The sequence below is a fragment of the Niabella terrae genome, from assembly GCF_054783135.1.
The window spans coordinates 178,742-199,263 of the sequence record NZ_BAAGRD010000042.1 but is presented as its reverse complement, the minus strand read 5'-3'; the positions used below and the strand labels follow the sequence as shown (position 1 = coordinate 199,263).

At 48.1% G+C, this 20,522-nt stretch carries 19 protein-coding genes; 4 read left to right on the top strand and 15 right to left on the bottom strand.

The genetic code is table 11. From position 1 onward, the window contains the following. Nucleotides 1–81 precede the first annotated feature (81 nt). From ACYVI9_RS18715 to ACYVI9_RS18695, 5 genes are all read right to left on the bottom strand, one after another. A complete protein-coding gene (locus ACYVI9_RS18715; RefSeq protein ID WP_460767902.1) occupies nucleotides 82–1,263 on the bottom strand; it encodes an ATP-binding protein in 1,182 nt (393 codons plus the stop codon). 724 nt (nucleotides 1,264–1,987) lie between these two features. Beyond that, nucleotides 1,988–5,137 (bottom strand): error-prone DNA polymerase, encoded by a 3,150-nt coding sequence (locus ACYVI9_RS18710; RefSeq protein ID WP_460767899.1) that lies wholly within the window; start codon nucleotides 5,135–5,137, stop codon nucleotides 1,988–1,990. Nucleotides 5,138–5,139: 2 nt separating this feature from the next. After that, nucleotides 5,140–6,639, bottom strand: a complete 1,500-nt coding sequence (locus tag ACYVI9_RS18705; RefSeq protein ID WP_460767895.1) for a Y-family DNA polymerase — start codon at nucleotides 6,637–6,639, stop codon at nucleotides 5,140–5,142. A 1-nt stretch (nucleotide 6,640) separates the two neighbouring features. Next, a complete protein-coding gene (locus ACYVI9_RS18700) occupies nucleotides 6,641–7,369 on the bottom strand; it encodes an ImuA family protein (protein WP_460767893.1) in 729 nt (242 codons plus the stop codon). A gap of 90 nt (nucleotides 7,370–7,459) precedes the next feature. After that, nucleotides 7,460–7,849, bottom strand: a complete 390-nt coding sequence (locus tag ACYVI9_RS18695) for a MauE/DoxX family redox-associated membrane protein (protein ID WP_460767890.1) — start codon at nucleotides 7,847–7,849, stop codon at nucleotides 7,460–7,462. Between the two features lie 389 nt (nucleotides 7,850–8,238). On the opposite strand from ACYVI9_RS18695, the gene ACYVI9_RS18690 reads away from it, so the two are divergent. Next, complete coding sequence (locus ACYVI9_RS18690) at nucleotides 8,239–8,892, top strand: alpha/beta fold hydrolase (protein WP_460767887.1); 654 nt, start codon at nucleotides 8,239–8,241, stop codon at nucleotides 8,890–8,892. 4 nt (nucleotides 8,893–8,896) lie between these two features. Beyond that, the gene (locus ACYVI9_RS18685; RefSeq protein WP_460767884.1) at nucleotides 8,897–10,093 is read left to right on the top strand and encodes an IS256 family transposase; all 1,197 of its coding nucleotides are present in this window, start codon (nucleotides 8,897–8,899) and stop codon (nucleotides 10,091–10,093) included. Nucleotides 10,094–10,788: 695 nt separating this feature from the next. Here ACYVI9_RS18685 and ACYVI9_RS18680 read toward each other — a convergent pair. The 4 genes from ACYVI9_RS18680 to ACYVI9_RS18665 are packed head-to-tail and all read right to left on the bottom strand — an operon-like array spanning nucleotide 10,789 to nucleotide 13,745. Continuing rightward, nucleotides 10,789–11,580 carry an SOS response-associated peptidase gene (locus ACYVI9_RS18680; protein ID WP_460767881.1) on the bottom strand — a complete coding sequence of 264 codons (792 nt, stop codon included), beginning with the start codon at nucleotides 11,578–11,580 and terminating at the stop codon, nucleotides 10,789–10,791. A gap of 1 nt (nucleotide 11,581) precedes the next feature. Further along, a complete protein-coding gene (locus ACYVI9_RS18675; RefSeq protein WP_460767878.1) occupies nucleotides 11,582–12,088 on the bottom strand; it encodes a hypothetical protein in 507 nt (168 codons plus the stop codon). Beyond that, nucleotides 12,085–13,347 (bottom strand): Y-family DNA polymerase, encoded by a 1,263-nt coding sequence (locus tag ACYVI9_RS18670; RefSeq protein ID WP_460767875.1) that lies wholly within the window; start codon nucleotides 13,345–13,347, stop codon nucleotides 12,085–12,087. The genes ACYVI9_RS18675 and ACYVI9_RS18670 overlap by 4 nt, the downstream gene beginning before the upstream one ends. Then, nucleotides 13,335–13,745, bottom strand: coding sequence for a LexA family protein (locus ACYVI9_RS18665; RefSeq protein ID WP_460767872.1), 411 nt, complete (start codon nucleotides 13,743–13,745; stop codon nucleotides 13,335–13,337). The genes ACYVI9_RS18670 and ACYVI9_RS18665 overlap by 13 nt, the downstream gene beginning before the upstream one ends. A 188-nt stretch (nucleotides 13,746–13,933) precedes the next feature. Here ACYVI9_RS18665 and ACYVI9_RS18660 point away from each other — a divergent pair, with 188 nt between their 5' ends. Next, complete coding sequence (locus ACYVI9_RS18660; RefSeq protein WP_460767869.1) at nucleotides 13,934–14,185, top strand: hypothetical protein; 252 nt, start codon at nucleotides 13,934–13,936, stop codon at nucleotides 14,183–14,185. 15 nt (nucleotides 14,186–14,200) lie between these two features. Here the strand turns inward: ACYVI9_RS18660 and ACYVI9_RS18655 are convergent, their stop codons facing one another. From ACYVI9_RS18655 to ACYVI9_RS18635, 5 genes are all read right to left on the bottom strand, one after another. Then, complete coding sequence (locus tag ACYVI9_RS18655) at nucleotides 14,201–15,133, bottom strand: sugar phosphate isomerase/epimerase family protein (protein WP_460767866.1); 933 nt, start codon at nucleotides 15,131–15,133, stop codon at nucleotides 14,201–14,203. Between the two features lie 285 nt (nucleotides 15,134–15,418). After that, entirely contained in the window at nucleotides 15,419–16,258 is an 840-nt protein-coding gene (gene ygiD, locus ACYVI9_RS18650; RefSeq protein WP_460767863.1) for a 4,5-DOPA-extradiol-dioxygenase, read from the bottom strand. A 49-nt stretch (nucleotides 16,259–16,307) separates the two neighbouring features. After that, entirely contained in the window at nucleotides 16,308–16,958 is a 651-nt protein-coding gene (locus tag ACYVI9_RS18645; RefSeq protein ID WP_460767860.1) for an NAD(P)-dependent oxidoreductase, read from the bottom strand. 31 nt (nucleotides 16,959–16,989) lie between these two features. Then, nucleotides 16,990–17,568 (bottom strand): YceI family protein, encoded by a 579-nt coding sequence (locus ACYVI9_RS18640; RefSeq protein ID WP_460767857.1) that lies wholly within the window; start codon nucleotides 17,566–17,568, stop codon nucleotides 16,990–16,992. Between the two features lie 129 nt (nucleotides 17,569–17,697). After that, a complete protein-coding gene (locus ACYVI9_RS18635; protein WP_460767854.1) occupies nucleotides 17,698–18,267 on the bottom strand; it encodes an NAD(P)-binding domain-containing protein in 570 nt (189 codons plus the stop codon). 810 nt (nucleotides 18,268–19,077) lie between these two features. Between ACYVI9_RS18635 and ACYVI9_RS18630 the strand changes: the two genes are divergently transcribed. After that, on the top strand, nucleotides 19,078–19,443 hold the full coding sequence (locus ACYVI9_RS18630) for a hypothetical protein (protein WP_460767852.1): 366 nt from the start codon (nucleotides 19,078–19,080) through the stop codon (nucleotides 19,441–19,443). Between the two features lie 358 nt (nucleotides 19,444–19,801). Here ACYVI9_RS18630 and ACYVI9_RS18625 read toward each other — a convergent pair whose 3' ends face one another. Next, nucleotides 19,802–20,380, bottom strand: coding sequence for a Crp/Fnr family transcriptional regulator (locus ACYVI9_RS18625; protein ID WP_460767849.1), 579 nt, complete (start codon nucleotides 20,378–20,380; stop codon nucleotides 19,802–19,804). Nucleotides 20,381–20,522 lie beyond the last annotated feature (142 nt).

Below are 20,522 nucleotides of genomic sequence, written 5' to 3'. Positions count from 1 at the left end.
TAATTAAAAATGTACAGAATATGCTAATGAATGATGTATAGTATGTGATAGAAGAAACTTCGTGATTTGGAATTCCTCCCGTTATTTGGTGTTACGCAATTCATCCATCAAATCAGCCAAAGGCAGAACGGTAATATCATGAGTGGTAGGAAAGCGCTCTTTACCGGGATAAACAAGGAATCGTCTGGTTGCGGCAATATCTTCACATCCCAAATGAAATCCTTTTGATACGGAAGGGGCTAGAGAGCGTTTAATCTCAATGGCATATCTTTCTTTGGGGCTTAGCTCTAGTACCAGGTCTATTTCAGCACCTGCCGATGTACGATAAAACCATGGTGTTACGCCGACAGGCAAACAGGAAAGAAGGTTCTCCACCACAAAACCTTCCCAACTGGCACCTATCACTGGATGGCCTAACAGGTCATCCAGTGTAGTCAGGCTCAACAAAGCGTGCGTTAAGCCACTGTCACGGATATATATTTTCGGTGTTCGAACCAGACGTTTTCCAACATTACCGGACCAGGGGCGTAATGACCGGATCAGTAACAAATCTTCCAGCAATTCGATGTATCGTTTAGCAGTGGTAGCATACACGCCAAGATTGGCACCCAGTTGCGCAACGTTTACGAGCCCACCCTGATTGTGCGCCAACATTGTCCAAAGTCGCCGTAAACTGTTTGCCGGGATACGTGTACCAAATTGTGGTACATCACGCTCAAGATAAGTACTTATGAAATTTACCCGCCATCGGAGGCTGGCTTCATCGCTCTTTGCTAAAAAGCTATCGGGGAAGCCTCCCCGGAGCCATAACTGATCCTGTTTGGCACCTTCTATTTGGCTGATTTCGGAAACCGTAAGGCCTGGCAATTCTTTAGAAGCAATGCGGCCAGCCAAACTTTCTGAAGATTGCTTCAGTAAATCAAGAGAAGCAGATCCCAAAATAAGGAATTGTGCCGTCTTGCGGCCTTCCCTGCGGCGACGGTCAATAACACCGCGAAGCACCTGAAACAGTTCAGGAACCCTTTGAATTTCATCCAGAATGATTAAACTATCTTTCTGTAATTCAAAGTAGGCTTCCGGGTCTTTTAGCCTCGCTTGATCTGAAGGAGTCTCCAAGTCTAAATAAACAGGCGGAGGCTGAAAAGATGCTGATATGGCTTCAGCCAAAGTAGTTTTACCTACTTGACGCGGGCCCAAAACAGCTACGGCTGGAAATTCATCCAGTAATTGTCTGACTGCGGCTTCAGATTCACGTATTATCATCCTTGCAAATATAGCACATAATACTCGATTTACAAGGTAAAATAATATTCAGATGCAATCTTCGGTGGCTGTTCGATCGACTTTGCCCTGCTAACTAATTTTATAACTATGGCTCAATATTATATGCATTTTCTCGGTAAGATTGCGGTTTTGGGGAACTAATTTCAAGATAAATAACTGATATAAGCCTGGAAAATAGCTAATACCCCGCAATTACTTGCTAATTCTAATTTACTTTAGGAATCAGGCAATCTACTATTTATGGCACCTCATATCAATTTTATCAGGCAGATTTTCGTGCAGTCGTCCGTATACTAGCATCGACGACGGCCATTTTTCTGATTTGATGCTTTAAGTATAATATTCATTTTATAAAAAGGAAATTAATGAATGAGCAATAGACATCAATAGTTTGCTGCAGTTCTGTGAAATGTAGCTTTCCCTGAATAGACTTCTCATTTTTGCCATAATATTAAACTTACTGTGACATAACTGATTTTAAATTTTTGTCCTGGCTTTTAAGGAGCTAGGACAATTCACTAAATCAACGAACGCTGATAGTTAACTTCCAATACCTGAAAATATTGCAACTCGAAAAAGGATTTTCCGTTCGAGCTAGATAAAAGCACCGTTCCCGAATCATTACCCGTCTTTTATGATTATCCCTATAAAAGCTTAGAATTCAACAGATACAGCTATTTCCCGAAAACTTTAAAATATCTATCTACTTAAAACTTCTTCCTTCGGGAAAAGGAATTTCGATCTTTTGACCGGAAGGTTGACGGGACTGATTCAGGGTACTCAACAATTGATTGCCATTATAGCAGATTTCCGCAATCACATGAATTACGGCCCCCTCCTTCTGTAATCTGCCTGATACGACCAGCAGTCTGGAGGAAAGGATTTCATTTCTGAAAATTTCATATTTCTGCGCAAAGACCACGATGTTCACGGTTCCTGTCTCATCTTCCAGGGTTATAAAACAAATACCCGAGGCGGTACCCGGTCGCTGTTTCACCAATACCAGGCCGGCTACTTTTACCGGAGCGCCATCCGGTAGCTCCTTGAGGGCAACGGCTGACAGGACCTGTTTCGCCTGGAGTCTTTTTCTGAAAAAATGCAGGGGATGCGCTTTTAGCGACAGGGAAGTACTACTGTAATCCTGTAATACATGTTCTGATAAATGCATTTCAGGAAGGGCTACCGGGGATTCAAATGCAGATGCCGAAGGCTGCCCCTTAAAGATCCCCCGGGGATGGTCCTTAAGGGCGCTGATCTGCCAGAGTGCTTTACGCCTGTCCCATCCCATAGATCGAAACACATCAGCATCCGCCAGTTTCTCCAACACAGCTACCGAGACCGGTATATCCAGCAGGGCATTCAGCGATTGAAAATGACTGCTTCTTGCGGCTACCAGGGCCCGCATCTCCCCTTCTGCCACAGTTTTAATTTGCCTGAAGCCCAGCCGCAGGGCAAAACCGCCCCCTTCCTGCTGCTCCAGCCGGTGGTCCCAGTCGGAATAATTGATATCCGCCGGCAACACGTTTACACCATGTCTTTCGGCATCTTTTACAATCTGGGCCGGCGCATAAAAACCCATGGGCTGACTGTTCAGCAGACCGGCGGCGAAAACATCCGGATAATAGTATTTCAACCAGCTGGAAATATACACCAGCAACGCAAAACTGACGGCATGGCTTTCAGGGAATCCATAACTGCCAAAACCCTCCAGCTGTCTGAATACCTGTTCGGCAAAGGAGCGCTCATAACCGTTCTGCACCATCCCTCCGATCAGCTTTTCCTTAAACTTACTCACCATTCCCTTGGCCTTGAAAGTCGCCATACTTCTTCGGAGTGCATCCGCTTCTGTGGGCGTAAAACCAGCAGCTTCAATTGCAATTTCCATTGCCTGCTCCTGAAATAAAGGCACACCGAGTGTCCGGCTCAGGATTTTCTCCAGGGCTTTGGAAGGATAGGTTATGGGCTTTTTTTCCTTACGCCGCCGCAGATAGGGATGCACCATATTGCCCTGAATCGGACCGGGCCGGACAATAGCGACTTCAATGACCAGATCATAAAAACAATTCGGCTGCAATCGGGGCAGCATCGACATCTGCGCCCGGCTCTCGATCTGAAACACCCCAATGGTATCCGCCTGGCTGATCATCTTATAGACTTCCGCATCGTCCTGTGGGATATTTGCCAGGGTCAGTTCCCGGCCATAATGTTGCCGTACAAGATCAAAACATTTACGGATACAGGTCAGCATACCCAGTGCCAGTACGTCTATTTTCAGGAGTCCCAAGGCATCAATATCATCCTTGTTCCATTCGATATTGGTACGATCTTTCATCCGGGCATTGAGTATCGGACAAATGGCAGACAGCGGCTGTTGGGAAATCACAAAGCCACCGGTATGCTGACCCAGCTGCCGCGGAAAACCCATATACTGCTGTGTTAGTTCCATCAGTTGACGTAAGGCTGGATCCCGGGGATCCAGACCGATTGCCTGCAACCGGTCCCAATGCACCCCTTCTCCATGGGTGCCACTGCATCCGGCCAATTGATCGATCATATCGGTACTCATACCCATGGCTTTGGCCACATCCCTTACGGCCCCCTTATAATGTACCTGAGTGACGGTCGCCACGATACCCGAACGGTCCCGGCCATATTTATTGTAGATATACTGCATCACTTCCTCCCTTCGTTCATGTTCAAAATCCACATCAATATCCGGTGGTTCATCCCGGGCATCTGACATAAAACGGGCAAACAATAATTTAAATTTTGAAGGATCCACGGAAGTAATGCCCAGACAATAACAAACCACGGAGTTGGCCGCAGATCCCCTTCCCTGACACAGTATATGCCTGTTTCGGGCGAACTGTACAAAATCATAAACCGTAAGAAAATAAGCCGCATAATTTTTCCGCTGTATAAAAGCAAGTTCATACTTGATGGAAGCAGCAATCTTATCCGGTATGGGGTCGCCGAATCTGGTCAGGGCACCCTGCCAGACATCATATGCCAGCTGGTCATCCGGACTCCGACCTGCTGTGGTAATTTCCCTGGGGTATTCATATTTGAGTTCATCCAGTGAGAAATTACAGCGGGACAGGATTTCCCCGGTTCTTTTGAGGGCATCCGGATACTGCCGGAACAGCCTTTGCATTTCCCTGGCTGTTTTCAGGTAACGCTCGGCGTTCTGACAAAGCAGGTAGCCTGCCGTATCAATCGTTTTCTTTTCCCTTATGCAGGTAAGGATATCCTGCAGGGGCCGGCGTTCCGGTTCATGGTAATGCACATCATTGGTCGCCACCAGTGGCATCTTAAAACGGCCGGCGAGCAGGGCCAACTGATGCAATTTTTTAAAATCATCACCCTGGTAACTGCGGACGGCCGAAAGATAAACCTGGCCTTTCAAATGTTGCTGATAATCGGCTAATGCCTGTTCAAATGCGCACTCATATTCAAAAACACTGTTGAGTGCGGGTGGCGGGATCACCGCGAATAAAAGGCCTTCCTTATGCGCATATACATCTTTTCTGTACAGCAGGCACTGCCCCTTCTCAGCACGTCGGTTCCCCAGGGTCAGTAAACCCGAAAGCCGCCCATAAGCGGGGAGATCAGTAGGATAAGCCAACAAAGAAGGTCCATCCTGGAGATCCAGACAGCAGCCTACAACTATGCGGATGCCGGCAGCCCGGGCCGCCGTATGGGCCCGGACCACGCCGGCCAGGGTATTATGATCGGTAATGGCAATAGCCGGATAGCCCAGGGCAGCCGCCTGGGTGACCAGCTCTTCAGGATGGGAACCGCCCCTTAAAAAACTGAAATTTGTGGTTACCTGTAATTCTGTGTACTGTTCCATAATTATGCAAAAAATCCATGCAGGAACCATTGCCTTGCCCGGGGGCGATTATAATGCCCCAACCGGTACAACCAGTATCGGGCCCCGGTCTGGTCCTCCACGATATAATAATCCCGATGCGGACCCGGTGCCAGCCACCAGGCAGCTTCTATACGTTCGGGGCCTTCTGCATTTCTGATATCATATAGTTGTCCCTTATAACGAAACTGCATGGGCGGATAATCCGGGATGGGCGCCGTTACCTGAATGGGTTCAGGTCTGAGCAGCAGCCGGACCGGCCTTGGTCTTTGCACCCAGGCTACAGCAGGAACTTCTTCCAAACCGGTGGCTTTTCGGTAGGAAAGCTCAGGCAGGTAATGCGCTGCCGGCAGATAACGATGTACTTTCCCCTCACCCAGTTTTGTCGTCAGCCGGTCCAGGAGACCAGCCAGCTGCTGCCGGCTAATACGTCCCTGATGCCAGAGCTTTTCCTGTCCGGATTGCAGTTTTTCCGTCACCTGCGCGCTTAGTATAAAAAGTTCAAAACCCAGTCCTGGCTGCAGACGACCGATATGGGTTTCAAAAAGTTTAAATAAATGCTGCGGGTCCCGGGAAGGCCAGTGGGTGCCAATTTTGATTTCCTGCAGGTCGTTATCGATCCGCCGGGCCCGGAACAGTAACTGGCGGGCACCCCGATCCTCTGAGGAAAGTCGCCGGTTCATTCCTTCGAGTAATTGTTTCAGGGCCATTTCAATCCCCTTTCTGGTTGTTACAGGTTCGGGACAGGGCAATTGAATCAGATAGGGAACTACCGGTTGCAGGGGTACAAACGGCGTAACAGCAAGTCCCAGAAACTGATCCAGTTTCTCCAGGATTTCGGGACCGAAACGCCGGCGCAGGACACTGCGTTGCATAAACATAAAATCACCCAGGGTCTTTAATCCCAGTTTCTCCAAACGCGCCGTAAGTGATCCCGACAAACCTAAAGCTGCCGGTCGTAAATGTTGTAAACCGGTCCGGTGCATTCCAGGATCGGTGATTTTTAAATTGGGGCTATCGTATCTGGCCATGGCCCAGGCAGCGCTCATGGTATCTGCCATGGCCAGCCGGGCCGTATATCCAAAATTTTCCAGTTTCCGGTAAATGGCCTGCAGATAATCCGATTCACCTCCCCAGAGATGGGCACATCCGCTGGCATCCAGGATCAGTCCATCGGGATGATCCAATGCGACCAGGGGCGTAAATAAATGCGCCCAGTTCCCCAAACCCCGGAGCAGTTGCAGGGCCATCGTCGGAGGTTGTTCGAACGATTCCAGTCCGGCCACCAAAGCCCGGGCATCTGCCAGTACCATACCCCTGTAAATGCCGGCAGCCGAAAGTCCCGGACTCATGGCACTGATACGCAACCGGCCATGATCGGCAACCGTCATCACAAATGGTTGCGTTTTCAGCCGGGGCTGACGGCGCATTTTCCCTTCCGCCAGTAATTGCGGAAAATATACGGCTACAAATCTCTGGCCCATATCAACTGATTTTACGCAAGGGGACCGGAGTCCGGATTGCTTCCGGGTGCAGGGGTTCAAAACGGCCCTCTTTCCAACTGAGTTTCCAGCTGCCGGTATACCCACCCCGCATTTTCAGGAGGGCCACTTCCCATCCCGGAAACCCCAGTCCGGGTATACCCGATTCAGTGTCACCGGGTATCGGTTGAATATGCCAGCGGCAGACGGCTGCAGTGGGATGGAGCTGGCGGTTACTGCGCAGTACAAAACCCGGTACCCCGCTTTTCTCCACAGCCAGTTGCAGCCGTCTGGAAACATAAAAATCCAGATCCCTGAGCTCTCCGATTACGGCCGAAAGTCCTTCCTGTTGCAAACAGGTTTCCATGGCCCAGCAGATTTCTTTTTCTTGCTGCAACTGTAGGAATATGATACGTTCGGGGTCCAATCCGAAGTTTCGGAATCCCGGAGGAAATAATTGGGGTTCAGGGCTGATCCAGATACAGATTCCCTGATCCTGCATCAGGTCTTGCAGAATCCCCGCAACAAAACCGGTAGTAGCCGCCTGGGTAGTTGCCGATCCGGTCACCCATTCATGCAGGGCCCTGGTGGGAAAAACCTGCTGGGGAAAAGCTTCCAGCACGGGGCCCAGCCGCACCAGATTGTCCTGGCAGGAACGGGCGGGTACCTGGCCCTGCATCCGGAGTATTTCCTGACGCAGGGTGCCTAGCGTATCGGTTTGCTTGCGATTCACGCCTCAAATATAATACTAATTTATTTAGCATTATAAAATAAATAAATTAGCAAAGCGAAAGCCCGCTGCAATCCCTGACCCATCTGATTGTCAGAACTTGGGCTGCTGTTGCACCAGGGGCAGGTACTTTTTCTTATTATCCAGTATGATCCATATCAGCAGTACCCAGATCAACAGTGCCATGGGCAGCCCATCTGTGGCAACGGTACTGTGGTGTAAGAGTACCCCAGCCATGACAGGAAAAACGATCAGGGCGCCCAGGGCCCGGGTTTTGGGGATCAGGATCAATAACCCGCCCAGAATCTCCGCAATTCCGATCAGCGGGATCAGCCAACCAATCTCCGCCAAAGCCTGACTATCTTTTACTACTTCGGCCGGAAGGTCTTCCGGGATGGGCATATAATGCAAAAATTTACTCAGGCCTCCGTTTATCAGCAGGAGTCCGAATAAGCTAAACAGGATGGTTTTAATCCATTTCATACGTGTATTTTTTGATTTGTGTGTTGCCGGTTTTTAAAGGGCTGGATCAATCATAGCAAGACTGCAAATCTCAGGTGGTCGCTTATTGTTGATCCACCATCGAAAGACAAACTGCTGACTGAACCTGCTTGGAAGGCATAAATCTCCGGAAAGATAAAGATATTCTGCATTTTAAAGCCGGGTAATTATTATAGACAGGATCAGGTATCATCCCCCAACGGACCTGCTTTTTTGAAACAAAAGCTTTATTTTTGGAAAGGTATTCGGGCAGCATTGTGGCCTGTTTCAGCTGGACGCCCTTCATAGAAACGGATTAATTTGCGCAATATCCACCGTAATCGAAATCACCAGGAATTTACTACCAGGCCCATCATTTTAAACCTATAGATATGTGTACCCATATTCTGTTTATTCATGGCGCCGGTGCATCGGGTTATGAAGAGGGCCAACAACTGGTAGCCGCACTGGAATCCCATTTACAAATCGAATACGAAATCCGTTTTCCCAAAATGCCGGAGATTGAAGATAATCCGGATTATGTACAGCAATGGCTGGACCAGATCGACAGGGAGGTTCGGCAACTCCCCGCCCCCATTATACTTGCCGGACATTCCTTAGGGGCTTCCCTGTTACTTAAATACTACACAGAACATACCATTGCGCAACCCATTTGCGGTATATTTCTGATCGCTACGCCTTTCTGGTCGGGCGATGAAGACTGGAAAAAGCCTTTACGGCTAAGAGAGGATTTTGCCGCGAAAATTTCAAAGAAACAGGCTTTGTTCTTTTACCATAGTACAGATGACGAGATCATACCGGTCAGTCATCTGGCAACCTATAAGAAGCAGCTGCCCTGGGCCATCTTTCGGGAAAGCCCTACCGGCAGACATCCGTATATCGAAAACATTCACTGGGTGGCCCTGGATATGGAGTTTGTAGCTCTTTTAAATCCGGGAACCCATAACCCGACACTGTTTCATAAAGTGTGTAAGTTAAAATCGGGTCTTAACAGATTCGATTTTTTAACTTTAAAAACAATATGAACAAATGGAAACAGAAGATTTTTTATCGGACGACTTTTTGAAGCAGTTCAAAACAGGCGAACAGCTCAATGATTTTTTAGCCAGCATTCAAAAACGGGCTATCGAAAAAATGCTTGAGGGCGAACTGGATGATCACCTGGGTTACGACAAGCATCAGCAAAGTGATAACCCCAATGCCCGCAATGGCCACGGTAAAAAGAAAATAAAAACCGGTTATGGGCCAATGGAGATCGAAGTGCCTCGCGACCGGGAGGCCAGTTTTAACCCCATACTGGTACCCAAACGGGAGAGCATGGTTGAAGGGTTGGAAGAAGTTATGGTATCTATGTATGCCAAAGGAATGAGTGTGTCAGACATCCAGGAGCACGTGAAAGATGTCTATAAATTTGATGTTTCTACCAGTACCATCAGCCGGATTACTTCCCGTGTGGCAGAAGATATCATCGCCTGGCAAAACCGTCCTTTGGAAACAGTATACCTGATCGTGTGGATGGATGGTATTGTCTTCAAAGTCAGGGAGAACAGTAAAGTGGTCAACAAGACCGTTTATATCGCCGTAGGGCTGCGTACAGACGGTTATAAGGAGGTATTGGGCATGTGGCTGGGCAAGAATGAGACCTCCGCTTATTGGCTGAGTGTGCTCACTGATTTAAAATCTCGTGGCCTGCAGGATATCCTGATCACTGCCACCGACAACCTCAATGGCTTTACCACCACGATCAGAACCGTATTCCCTGAGTCCTCCACGCAGATCTGCGTAGTACACCAGATCCGCAACAGTATGCGCTATGTGGTATGGAAGGACCGTAAAGAATTTACCCGGGATATGAAGGATATCTATGGTGCCCCAACCCGTGAAGCTGCCGCCGCAGCACTGAACGGTTTTGAACAAAAATGGGCTGGCAAATATGCTTATGCCATCCGCAGTTGGAGGGAAAACTGGGAAGAACTAACGGTGTTTTTTGACTTCCCTATTGATATCCGCCAGATCATTTACACCACCAATCTGATTGAGAATCTCAACGGTAAAATCAGGAAATACACAAAAAATAAGCTTTCTTTTCCCAACGATGATGCTGTTCTGAAGTCCGTTTACCTGGCACTCAGAGAAGCGTCAAAAAAATGGACAATGCCAATCAGAAATTGGGGCATTGTCCTTAACCAGTTCTTGATTATTTTTGGTGATCGATTGAAATTATAATCTACGGTATTTTTACCTCGATTTTAACTTATACACTTTTCGGGATACTCCCCTTTCTAACCTTGGACACTTTCCAATTTCAGCCATATTGTCATTAACAAAATGAATAAAAGCAGGATCTAAATCTTACTCCTGTATCAGAACCAGCCTAGACTCAATAATGGGAAATATATAATTGTCAGAATTTTTGTCTGGTCCTCATTTCCCCATTTATCAATAATCCAGATCCGACGCATATCTTCATCGATATGCACAGTAATAGCTTAAGGATCAGTTAGCGTGTTCTCTGTTTTGATCCTGATAAATACTATAAATTCTTCTTGGATATTCTTATACTCAAGTAGTCCACATTCCTCGGGTTCATGCCATTTACAGAATAGAAGTACAACTAAAATCCATTGCCTTCCTTTCATCCAGACTCTCGGGCTCATAATTAATAGATGGTTCTATTTGATTTATTGGTAATGTTTTGTCTTGAAGGTTTCAGTAATAATCATTGTCCAGTTGTATCATGTAAGGTTCGCTGGCAGAGCGATGGTTAAAAGTATCCGGTTGGCGAAGTCCTCAGCTCAAAGAGTCGGTTAGTTGAGCTTATAAGGAAATAAATTTGAGCCTATTTAATAAATAAGCTCCTGCCCCACTCGATGACATCGTTACCTAAGATCGAAAATACATCTACCCATTCCCCGTGGCCCCTATGCCTCGGGGTTCATCTGGCCCAATTCGGGTAGTTTGGGCCATTCAAAATACGCTGATTTGGATCGGCCGTCAGGCCGCATTTTAGCGGTCCGGATGGTATAGACCGGGTGAGCCTCCAGCGAGGTTGCCGGCATTTCGTAATTCAACAGTGCAGCATAACGCTCAGTACTTAGCGATTCATCCAGAAATTCCCGGGCCTCTTCCAGCGGCAGAAAAAGCGGCATCCGATGGGTATTCTCGCCACTGTTATGTATATCCCGCATCAGCGCATTGGCGCTTCGGGTGATCATACCAAAGCTCCAGAGATCTACCAGCTCGCCGGTCTCCCGGTCCGCCAGCTCCACCCTGGAATAAAGTCCTGGCAGGAAAAAGACTTCCTGCTCTCGCGGTTTTACCCAATAGGGAACTTTCTTTTTCCATCCTCTAATACCGCGGTGTTCGTAAATACCGGATACCGGAATCAGACAGCGTCGGTTGCGGATCCTATGCCAGTAACTCTGGGGATCGGCCAGGACCCTTTCAGCACGGATATTCAACATCCCGTTGCGACGGCGCCAGTCGGGCAATTCTTTGCGATAAAACTCGACGACGCCCCACTGCATCGCCCTGCAATGGAGCTGCAGGTCATCGCGGTTGACATATAGAATCGGATGCGGGGCAAAAACACTGACGCCCTGCACATGATCAAAAGCCTGGAAATCCAGATCTATCTGACCATCAAAAATCAGCTCGGGGAAATAATCCGAGAGTTGCCGCATCTTTATCTCAAAGGAAATATCATAACACATATCAAGGCTTTTCCAGTTCCTCAAATTTAAGACGTATTTGCTCACGCCCCTTCTTGAGCGTAATGAATAACTCGCCGAAACTCACATCGACTCCCGGTCGCAACACTGTGCTGCCGCGGATATCCCAATCCGTATGCGTTGCGATATATTGCCGCATGGGTTCCTTATAATCCCGGTCGATCTGTCTTTTAAAGGCCGCAGCACTGCGTACCACCGCCCAGAACAGGAGGTATTTTGAGTCGGGGCTGAGCAAAGCCTGCAGTCTGGCCAGATGTCGGTCATTTCTGAGGTCGATGATCGCCGCATAGGGGTCCTGCCGGACTGCATTATAATGCAATTTCGCCTGGCCGGCGTCCTCGTAATCGGTGAGCAGGAGGGCTGTCCGCCCCTGTCCCGCTGCCTGGGCAGTGCCCCGCCGGTAGCTTTGGGCAACCAGGTAATATTTTTTCAACTGCAACAGTCGCCGGATATAACCGGCCTTAAATATTTCAAAAGGCTGTAAACTCATATTTTAACTTTTAATACCTGATGAATATTGGTGGTGTACTGAGGCGATAAATGTGCAGCTTTCAGGTGATACCGCTGATCGAAACCCTGGATGGCCATCCGGACGCGGTTTTTACCGAAACTCCGGTTGATCTCGTCCATCGCCTTCATCACCCGGTGGTTGCGCTCAGGGTCGACCGCTTCAAAAAGACTGGCTTGGACTTCACCGGCCGGTCTGATGCGGCCGACACGAACGCCCGCCTTCATATACCGGTAGCCGTCCCGATAAATCAGCCGCAATCCCTTTAAAGCATGCGCAATAAGCAGGCCCGTATCGTTGGAGGCATGGGGCAGGTCAAGATGGATGGACCTGCGGTACTGTCGCTCCTCGGTCTTATGCGGATTGGTCTGCAATAATACCTCCAATTCTTCGCAAACGCTATGCTGCCGCCGGAGTTTGAGCGCGCAGGCCGCCGCGAAATTGGCGACGGCGGTTTCCAGATCTTCAAAGCGGGTGATCCGTCGGCCAAAGGAACGGGAGGTACAGATATTTTTTTTCGCAGGTGCTTCCGGCGTCCAGGCAATGGCCGGTTGGCCCTGTAGTTCGTGCAGCAGGCGCAGGCCGACGACGCTCATTTGGCGCCGCACCCAGTCGACCGGTGCGGCCGTAAAATCCGCCGCGGTATGAAAACCATTCCGGTGGAGCAATAAGGCCTGCTGCCGGCCGATACCCCAGATATCCTCCACCGCAGTCTGGATCAACAGCTGCCGGATTTCGGAGGGCGCTGTAGCCCGAAAGAGCCCGGGCGCTGCCACATTTTTCTTACTGAACCGATTGGCCATCTTAGCCAGGGTCTTTGTCGGTGCAATACCCACACTGACGGGGATACCGGTATGCTGCAGCACAGTATCCCGCAGGCGCTGTCCGAGCCCATTCAGGTCCTCGTAGGCCAGTTGTGACAGATCCAGGAAGGCCTCGTCGATACTATAGATTTCCATCTGCGGGACAAAGCTGGCCAGGGTATTCATCACACGGTCGCTCATATCGCCGTATAAAGTGTAGTTGGAACTAAATACAGCAACCCGGGCGGCTTTCAGCTGCGCCTCAATCATAAACACCGGTTGCGCCATATCAATGCCCAGGGCCTTGGCTTCCTCACTGCGGGCGATCGCACAGCCATCGTTATTGGAAAGAACAATAACCGGCCGCTGCTGCAGCCGCGGATTAAACACCCGTTCGCAGGAACAGTAAAAATTGTTACAGTCGACTAAGGCATACATGAAGGTAAAGGGTCAGGTTGAATAATAATAGCGGTGACCACGCCCCAGATCCGGAAATCCATACCCGGCAGGATCTCAATTGGGCGGTAGCGGGGATTGGCTGGGAGCAACCAGCACTGCTGCCCGGTGGACTTCAGGTATTTGACCGTAAACTCTCCGTCGAGCACAGCCAGCACGATCATGCCACTGGTCGCCTGCACCGCGCGGTCCACCAGCAGCCGTGCTTTCTGTGGGATAAAGGCACCGGTCATACTATCGCCTTCTGTTTCGATGATAAAGGTCGATAACGGATTACTAATTAGCACTTTGCCAATATCGATTCGTTCCTCCATATAATCCAGTGCCGGCGAAGGAAAGCCCGCCCGAACTCCGGAACCGATGATCGCTGTCACTTCCATAAAAATTACTAAATTTATTAGCAAATCTTGGTAAAAAAAATCGGCTTTGCCAAATTTTTCTGTCGGGAGCCCTGGGCGGACCCGCTCCCGCCCCTTATTCAGATGTCCCTCCTGGAAATTTCCTGCAAGAATTCTGTTAATTCTCAAGGGACTACAACCAGCCGTTGTATCTTTGCGTCCAATATCAAATGGAACATTATTTCGAACTACCTGTCACCTACAAGGGTGAACTATTACAACTGAAAGGAAGGCTGGTAACCTTTGCTTACAGCTACAAGTTTTACATCGTCGTCAGCGGCCGGGAACTCGTCTTCGAAAAAGATGATGAGGGGAAATACCGGGTCGTCAGCGATGGTCATACCAGCCAGATCGATCCCGATCTGATGGCAGCCATTATCTCCATCCTGGAAAATATTGCCACATTGGACCAACCGGTATAAGTTCCTGGCAACCGCCTATTTTTCCAGCTCCCGACGCGCATAGTCCAAGGATTTACGTACTTCCTGCACGGCATCAGAACCTTCAGGTACCGGATATTCGAGCTCAATGCTGACCGGGATGGCATAGTGCCTGTCGCGAATCAATCGCAGAATATCTCCGATCGGTGTGTCTCCCTGCCCCCAAGGCAGATTGGCCTGACCATTTTCCTTGTTTTTACGGTCTTTGAGATGCATCGAAGTAATCCGGTCATGGTGCGCTTCAATAAACGCCAGAAGGCTTTCCCTGGTATTATTGCCGCCGGCAGCAATATAATGACCGCAGTCCAGATTGATTGTATTGTAGGAAGACTGGCTGAGTGCCGTCGTCCAGGCCTGATCATTACCCTGCAGGTGGTTATGGTAGCCAATAGCCATTTTGTATTGGGCTGCCAGCCGGCCCAGCCTGGCGGTCTGTTCCGGGTCTTTCGGCAGTTCCACGGTGACTGCCCGGGCGCCCAGGATTTTACCCGCTTTTAAGGCATAGGCGATCTCCGCATCGCTATTGCGTTCTCCCAAGGCATTGGGTTTAAAGGCATAAATATGAATACCTGCCTGATCAAACATTTTTCTGACCTTCTTATAAGCTTTCATCGACAGCCCTGCCCGCCATGCCGCCACCTGTGACTTCTCTTTGGGACAACCCAGATAGGCTTCGACCGCATCACCCATAAGCTCAATCTCACTGATGCCACTGCGTTGCACATATTCCAGAATAGCGGGCAGGTCCTGGGCGGGCATGGACCGGTACGAGTAAGTGATCACACCGACCGGAACCCCGGCAATAACCGAGCTTTGCTTTCCGGCACCGGATTGGGCAGCAATCCCGCCACTTAGCAACAACAAACAGATAAGTGCCGACAGGCCATTTAAGCGGAACCTTGAGATTACAGAAACGATCGTTGCAAGCATAGATAAAATTTTAGAGGTTTTTGAAACTGCCGCATCCTTCCACGGGCACGGTAGGTGTATACCCAAAGATATTCATATCCACGAAATTATTCGGCCTTCACGCTAAATTATTACCTATTGGCGCAATGAAGCCTTCGCATCGAAAAATGGCACCTGGGCCGCGTGGATAAAAAAAGGACGGCCGCGGTAAACCGTTGCCGTCCTGATTCGAAACACCATCCTCGCTGCCACAAAAATCTTGCGTTCCGAATTTTCTTTAATCGCCTGCTATCTTCATCCTCCAAACTAATTTGTCTCGAATTTTACCGAGGTCATTGTCAGTGAACCTGCCACTGCCTTGTCGTTGAAAAACGATACTTCATCCCGAGCGCCCCTTACACCCATCGTATATAATAAGGGCAGGTAATGTTCGGGCGTGGGTATGGCCAGTCTTGCTTCCGAACCCAACCGTTCATAATGTATTAGCGCGTCCTTGTCTCCCCTGCTGATTAGATCTTTGAAACGGTCGTTCATCTCCAGGGCCCAGTCATAGCCATAACCCGGCTCGTCCATTTTATCCCAGGCCACCATGCCCAGGTTATGCACCATATTGCCACTGCCAATAATCAGCACGCCTTTTTTTCGCAGGTGAAATAATTCGCGGGCCAGTTCATAATGGTAGGCGGGGCCTTTTGTATAATCGATGCTGAGTTGCAGGACCGGAATATCGGCGTCCGGATACATATGCCTGACGACCGTCCAGGCACCATGATCCAGGCCCCAGTCATGGTCCGGCTCCACTTGGGTCATCTTGATCAGCCTGGCCGTTTCTTCCGCAAGGGCCGGATTTCCGGGTGCCGGATACTGAACACCGTACAGCGCATCGGGGAACCCACCGAAATCATGAATGGTTTTGGGAAAATCCATTGCCGTAATGCGGGTACCTGCACTCATCCAGTGGGCAGACACCACCAGCACTGCCGCCGGCCGGGGAATCTCCCGGGCCATGGCCGTCCAGCGCCGGCTGAATGCATTGTCTTCAATACCATTCATAGGAGAACCATGCCCGATAAAAAGCACCGGCATCAGCTGCTCCTGTTCCTTTAATGCTGCTGTAAATTTTTTAAATCCTGATAATTCTGACATAACTCCTCCTTTTTTCCAGTCCCGGTTCCGGGCCCGAAATTGGTGGCGCCTAATACGCCACGGTAAACCGTTGGCGGATATGTTGGGGCTGTTCCAGTTCATCCACGATTGCCATCGCCAGATCCTCGACAGAAATGATGCTTTTATGCGCCGCATCAAATACTGGTTGATCGCCGCCCGTCCGGTAGGCGCCTTTCCGGGTACCCGAGGTTCCCTGATGCATTTCTATTGCCGGTGACAGAAAAGTCCAGTCCAGCGACTGCTCCTCTTGTAAGATGCTGAGATAATCCCTTGCGGCGCTGGCACCGGCTCTCCATTCTGCAGGAAAATTTTCGCTATCCACCAACTGAAGCTCCGGCGCGATATACAGGCTCCCGGCCCCTCCGATGACGATCAGTCGTTTCAGTCCGGCCTGCTTTACCGCTTCCTGAATGGCCCGGGAACCCCGGATAAATTCCTGATAGAGATCGGGATGGGTCCAACCCGCATTGTAAGCGCTGATCACTGCATCCTGCCCGCTGAGTGCCGGCACCAGGGCGGCCTGATCCGTTACATCACAGGCCACGACCTTGAGATTTGACGCTGACTGAATTTTCTCCGGATGCCGGACAATCGCCGTTACTTCGTGGCCCCGGTCCAATAGTTCCCGCAATACGGCGGTTCCCACAAATCCGGAAGCTCCTATTAATGCTATTTTCATGTTCTTGAGTTTTTCTTTTCTAATTACATGCTTATTTTTCTAAATGAAATTCGCCATCGGCCTTGATCCGTACTTCATCACTGATCATGGCTGCAGGAAATTTCGGGCCGACATTAAAGTCAGAACGCTTAATGGTGCCTGTCAGTTGGAAACCTGCGGTTGGTACTTTCGCCTGCGGTTGGTCGATGGTACCCCGATACAGTAAATCCATGGTTACGGGGCGGGTAATATCACGGATCGTCAGATCACCTGACAACTTGTATTTGTTTTTACCAGCTTTCTTGATCGAGGTACTTTTAAAATGCAGTGTTGGATATTTTTCTACCTCGAAAAAATCAGCACTTTTCAGGTGATCGTTTCTTTGTTGTATCCTGGTGTCTATGGAAGCGACATCCGCCGTCAGTTCAAAAACTGCGTCGCTGAAATCTTTATTGGCACCTTTTACGTTTACGTCGAAATTATTGAACGTACCGGACACATCTGAGATCCCCAGGTGGGTGACCGAAAATGCCAGCTGGGAATGCGCCTTGTCATTCTTCCAGTTACTGATGGCTGTTGTAAAAGCCGTCAATACAAAAAATGCTGAAACTAAAATTGCTAATTTTTTCATGTGTGTAATTTTTTATTTTAAAAGTTTAATTATGTGCTACTTGCTGTGGTTATCACAGGTATTACCTGTATTTGCTATGTTTTATATGGGGTAGTGTTCTTTGTCGGCGGACCACACCCCGTCATCATCCTATATTGCTGAGCGCAATGGCAATACCGGCCTGAATCCAACGGTTTCGATTAAATCCACTACTTCCTGCAATGCCTCATCATCGCTGCCCTTGAGATAGGCCGTTGCTTTCTGCCCGGCCATCAGGAAAGCAGATACTTCATCGGCAAACTCGGTATTATATACCTTGATCAGTTTTGAATTGGGCAATACATCCTGCAATTCCAGAACCTCCGGACTCTCCGGAATCCTCAATTGTTCGTATCCCTGCTCCGTTGTGATTTCTGAAAAACTGACGACAATTTTCTGATTGACCCAGTCCCGAATCTCTTCTGCAATTGCCTTTTTGGCATCTTCCGGCATTACCAGCAGGACTATGTCCCCCTCCCAACTGGACTGCACCCGGCATCCTATGGCTTCGATATCAGCGTCCGGGTGTTCTGCTTTGATCTCTGTCGCAATATCAGCCGCCTGCTGCGGATTACGATCACAAAGCAGTAACCGGTAATTGCCCTTGATAATCCCCCTGGCAATATTTCGGGTTTTATGATCGGCTTCACTAATCAAGGTTATTGTTTGCTTTGTCTTCATAACTTATTGTCTTTATAAATGCAAAGCTAGCCCACCATCAACCGGCCACCATTGTCTTAACGCAGGAAAAAGCATTGACTTTGATCAATGGATCCTGGCAAATGCCGTGATATAAAACTGGATAGCGGGTTTAAATATATCATGGCGATAAACACCTGACGTTGTTTCAACTGGGGCAATTTTTCACAGCAAACCTTTTTCTCTAGTGGATAGAGACACCAACTGTAATCTGATGCTCGATTACAAAATATCTTGACCGCCATCCGGGGCTTCGAACGCGCATACAAACTTACCTGTTTCGAATTGTTATCTACCAAAGTGCATATTCCGTCAAGAATGTCTGTCAGGATGTGTCGGTTAGTATATCGCCCAACGAGCAGGTATTGCCGATGGTGGGGAATTTTATATCCGTCCGCCCGAAATCGGTGCCCGGCTTTTTTGAAAAGTTACATATTAAGAACTAAAGCTGGGCTTTATTCGTCGAGCCCCGAACCATGTATGCAATCTCGCCATTATTACTTAAGTCAAAATTAAATACTCCTGTCGAACCATTATAGCCACCGCCCTTTGTCCACAAATTTGGTTCAACACTAAATCGAAGCTTTTTCGCTTCGATTTCTTGAAGATGCCGTATTGCTTCTTGGTCATCGTCTTTTAATAATGATGTATTTCTGAAAATGTCAACTTATTGAGCAAACAAATCGTTTTGCTTTTTTATAGTGTCATTTTGAGCTTTCAAATTTGTGGCGATACCCGTAAGGCTGTCTATTTGAGCTTGCTTGTCTTTGTCACGACGAAAAAGAAATACAAATGCACCAAAGATTGTCAATGAACCAATGGAAGCAACAATTTGAAATACTATTCTTAGAGTGTCATTCATTTAAAACCGTGGCTTGTCTCAACCTGAGTAACAAGCAGGGCTTGGCGATGGGCTGGTATTCTATGAACGCCTCGCCCGGACATCAGCCGATTGAAAAACTACAGCCGAAGGTAAATACAAAAGCCGATATTTGTTCTTCTGCTGGAACTATTGCTGATAGTGAACTACAGCCGATTGTTATTCCTTCCGACGGCCTATTGTCACACCTTTTGTTGGACGATGGCTTATTTAATCAATTGAAACTTTACGTTAAAACTGTCTTCTATAAATTCAATTGTAGTAGGTTGGTTTTCTAATGAACATTGCGTCCGACGAGACGCATACAATCCAAATTTTTTTTCCAAAAAGCATCTGGTCTTTCTACAACTTTTACCCATTCAACCCGAATTCCATATTCATTATTTAATTGTCTGTTTTTATTATCGGTGGTAAAATGTTTTTTAACGACATAGGGGTATAGTACTTCGTGAAATAACACCAATACCCGTATTACGTAAAAATTACTGATAATATAATCTATTTAACTGCAAATTAGCTGATTGTCAATGAAATAATTGTGGGTAGCGAAGTTTTTTTGGTTATAATATTTATAAGCGATCATTGATGGCGAACCCGAATCCCTAGCTAAATTTCCTAAATCGTCACAAATAAAAGCTAGCGGGAAGACATCCGGCGGCGTACCCGGCTCAGGGTTTCCGGTTGGAGTCCCAGATAAGAAGCAATCATATGCTGGGGAACCCTTTGTACAATATTGGGATATCGATTGATAAATTGCGTGTATTGATCTTCTACACTACTGCCGATAATTGCATTCAGCCTTCTTTGCATGGCGATATAGGCACCGGTTACCTGCAGCCTCGTATGGGTCTCATATTTAGGAAGCAGCTGTAACAATTCTTCGTGGGAGGATTTGCTGATCAGCACAAGTTCACAATCTTCGAGTGCCTCAATATTATAGGTAGCGGTTTCGCCGGTCAGGAAGCTGTATAAATCGGAAATCATCCAGCCTTCTAGTGCAAACTGGACAATACGTTCATTACCGTTAAGATCAACCGAATATTGGCGTAGCGCCCCCTTCTCTACAAAAGCGATAAATCGGCAAACATCCCCTTCCTGTAACAAATACTGTTTCTTTCTGAGTTTCTTGGGCTTTAGATATTTTTTTATCAGCTCCTGGTCCTCAGGAGTCAATGGCACTTTCTTATTAAATTCCTGAAAATATACTTCGTACATAATCCTCTCGGCTACTGATTTTATACGAATATACTTTAAGAATTCAAGAATTGATCACCACCCATCTGGAATTTTTGGATCTGAATAACCCCATTCCGGTCCCGGATTCCGGTGTTGAAACACCGGTCAGCCGGTAGCCGAT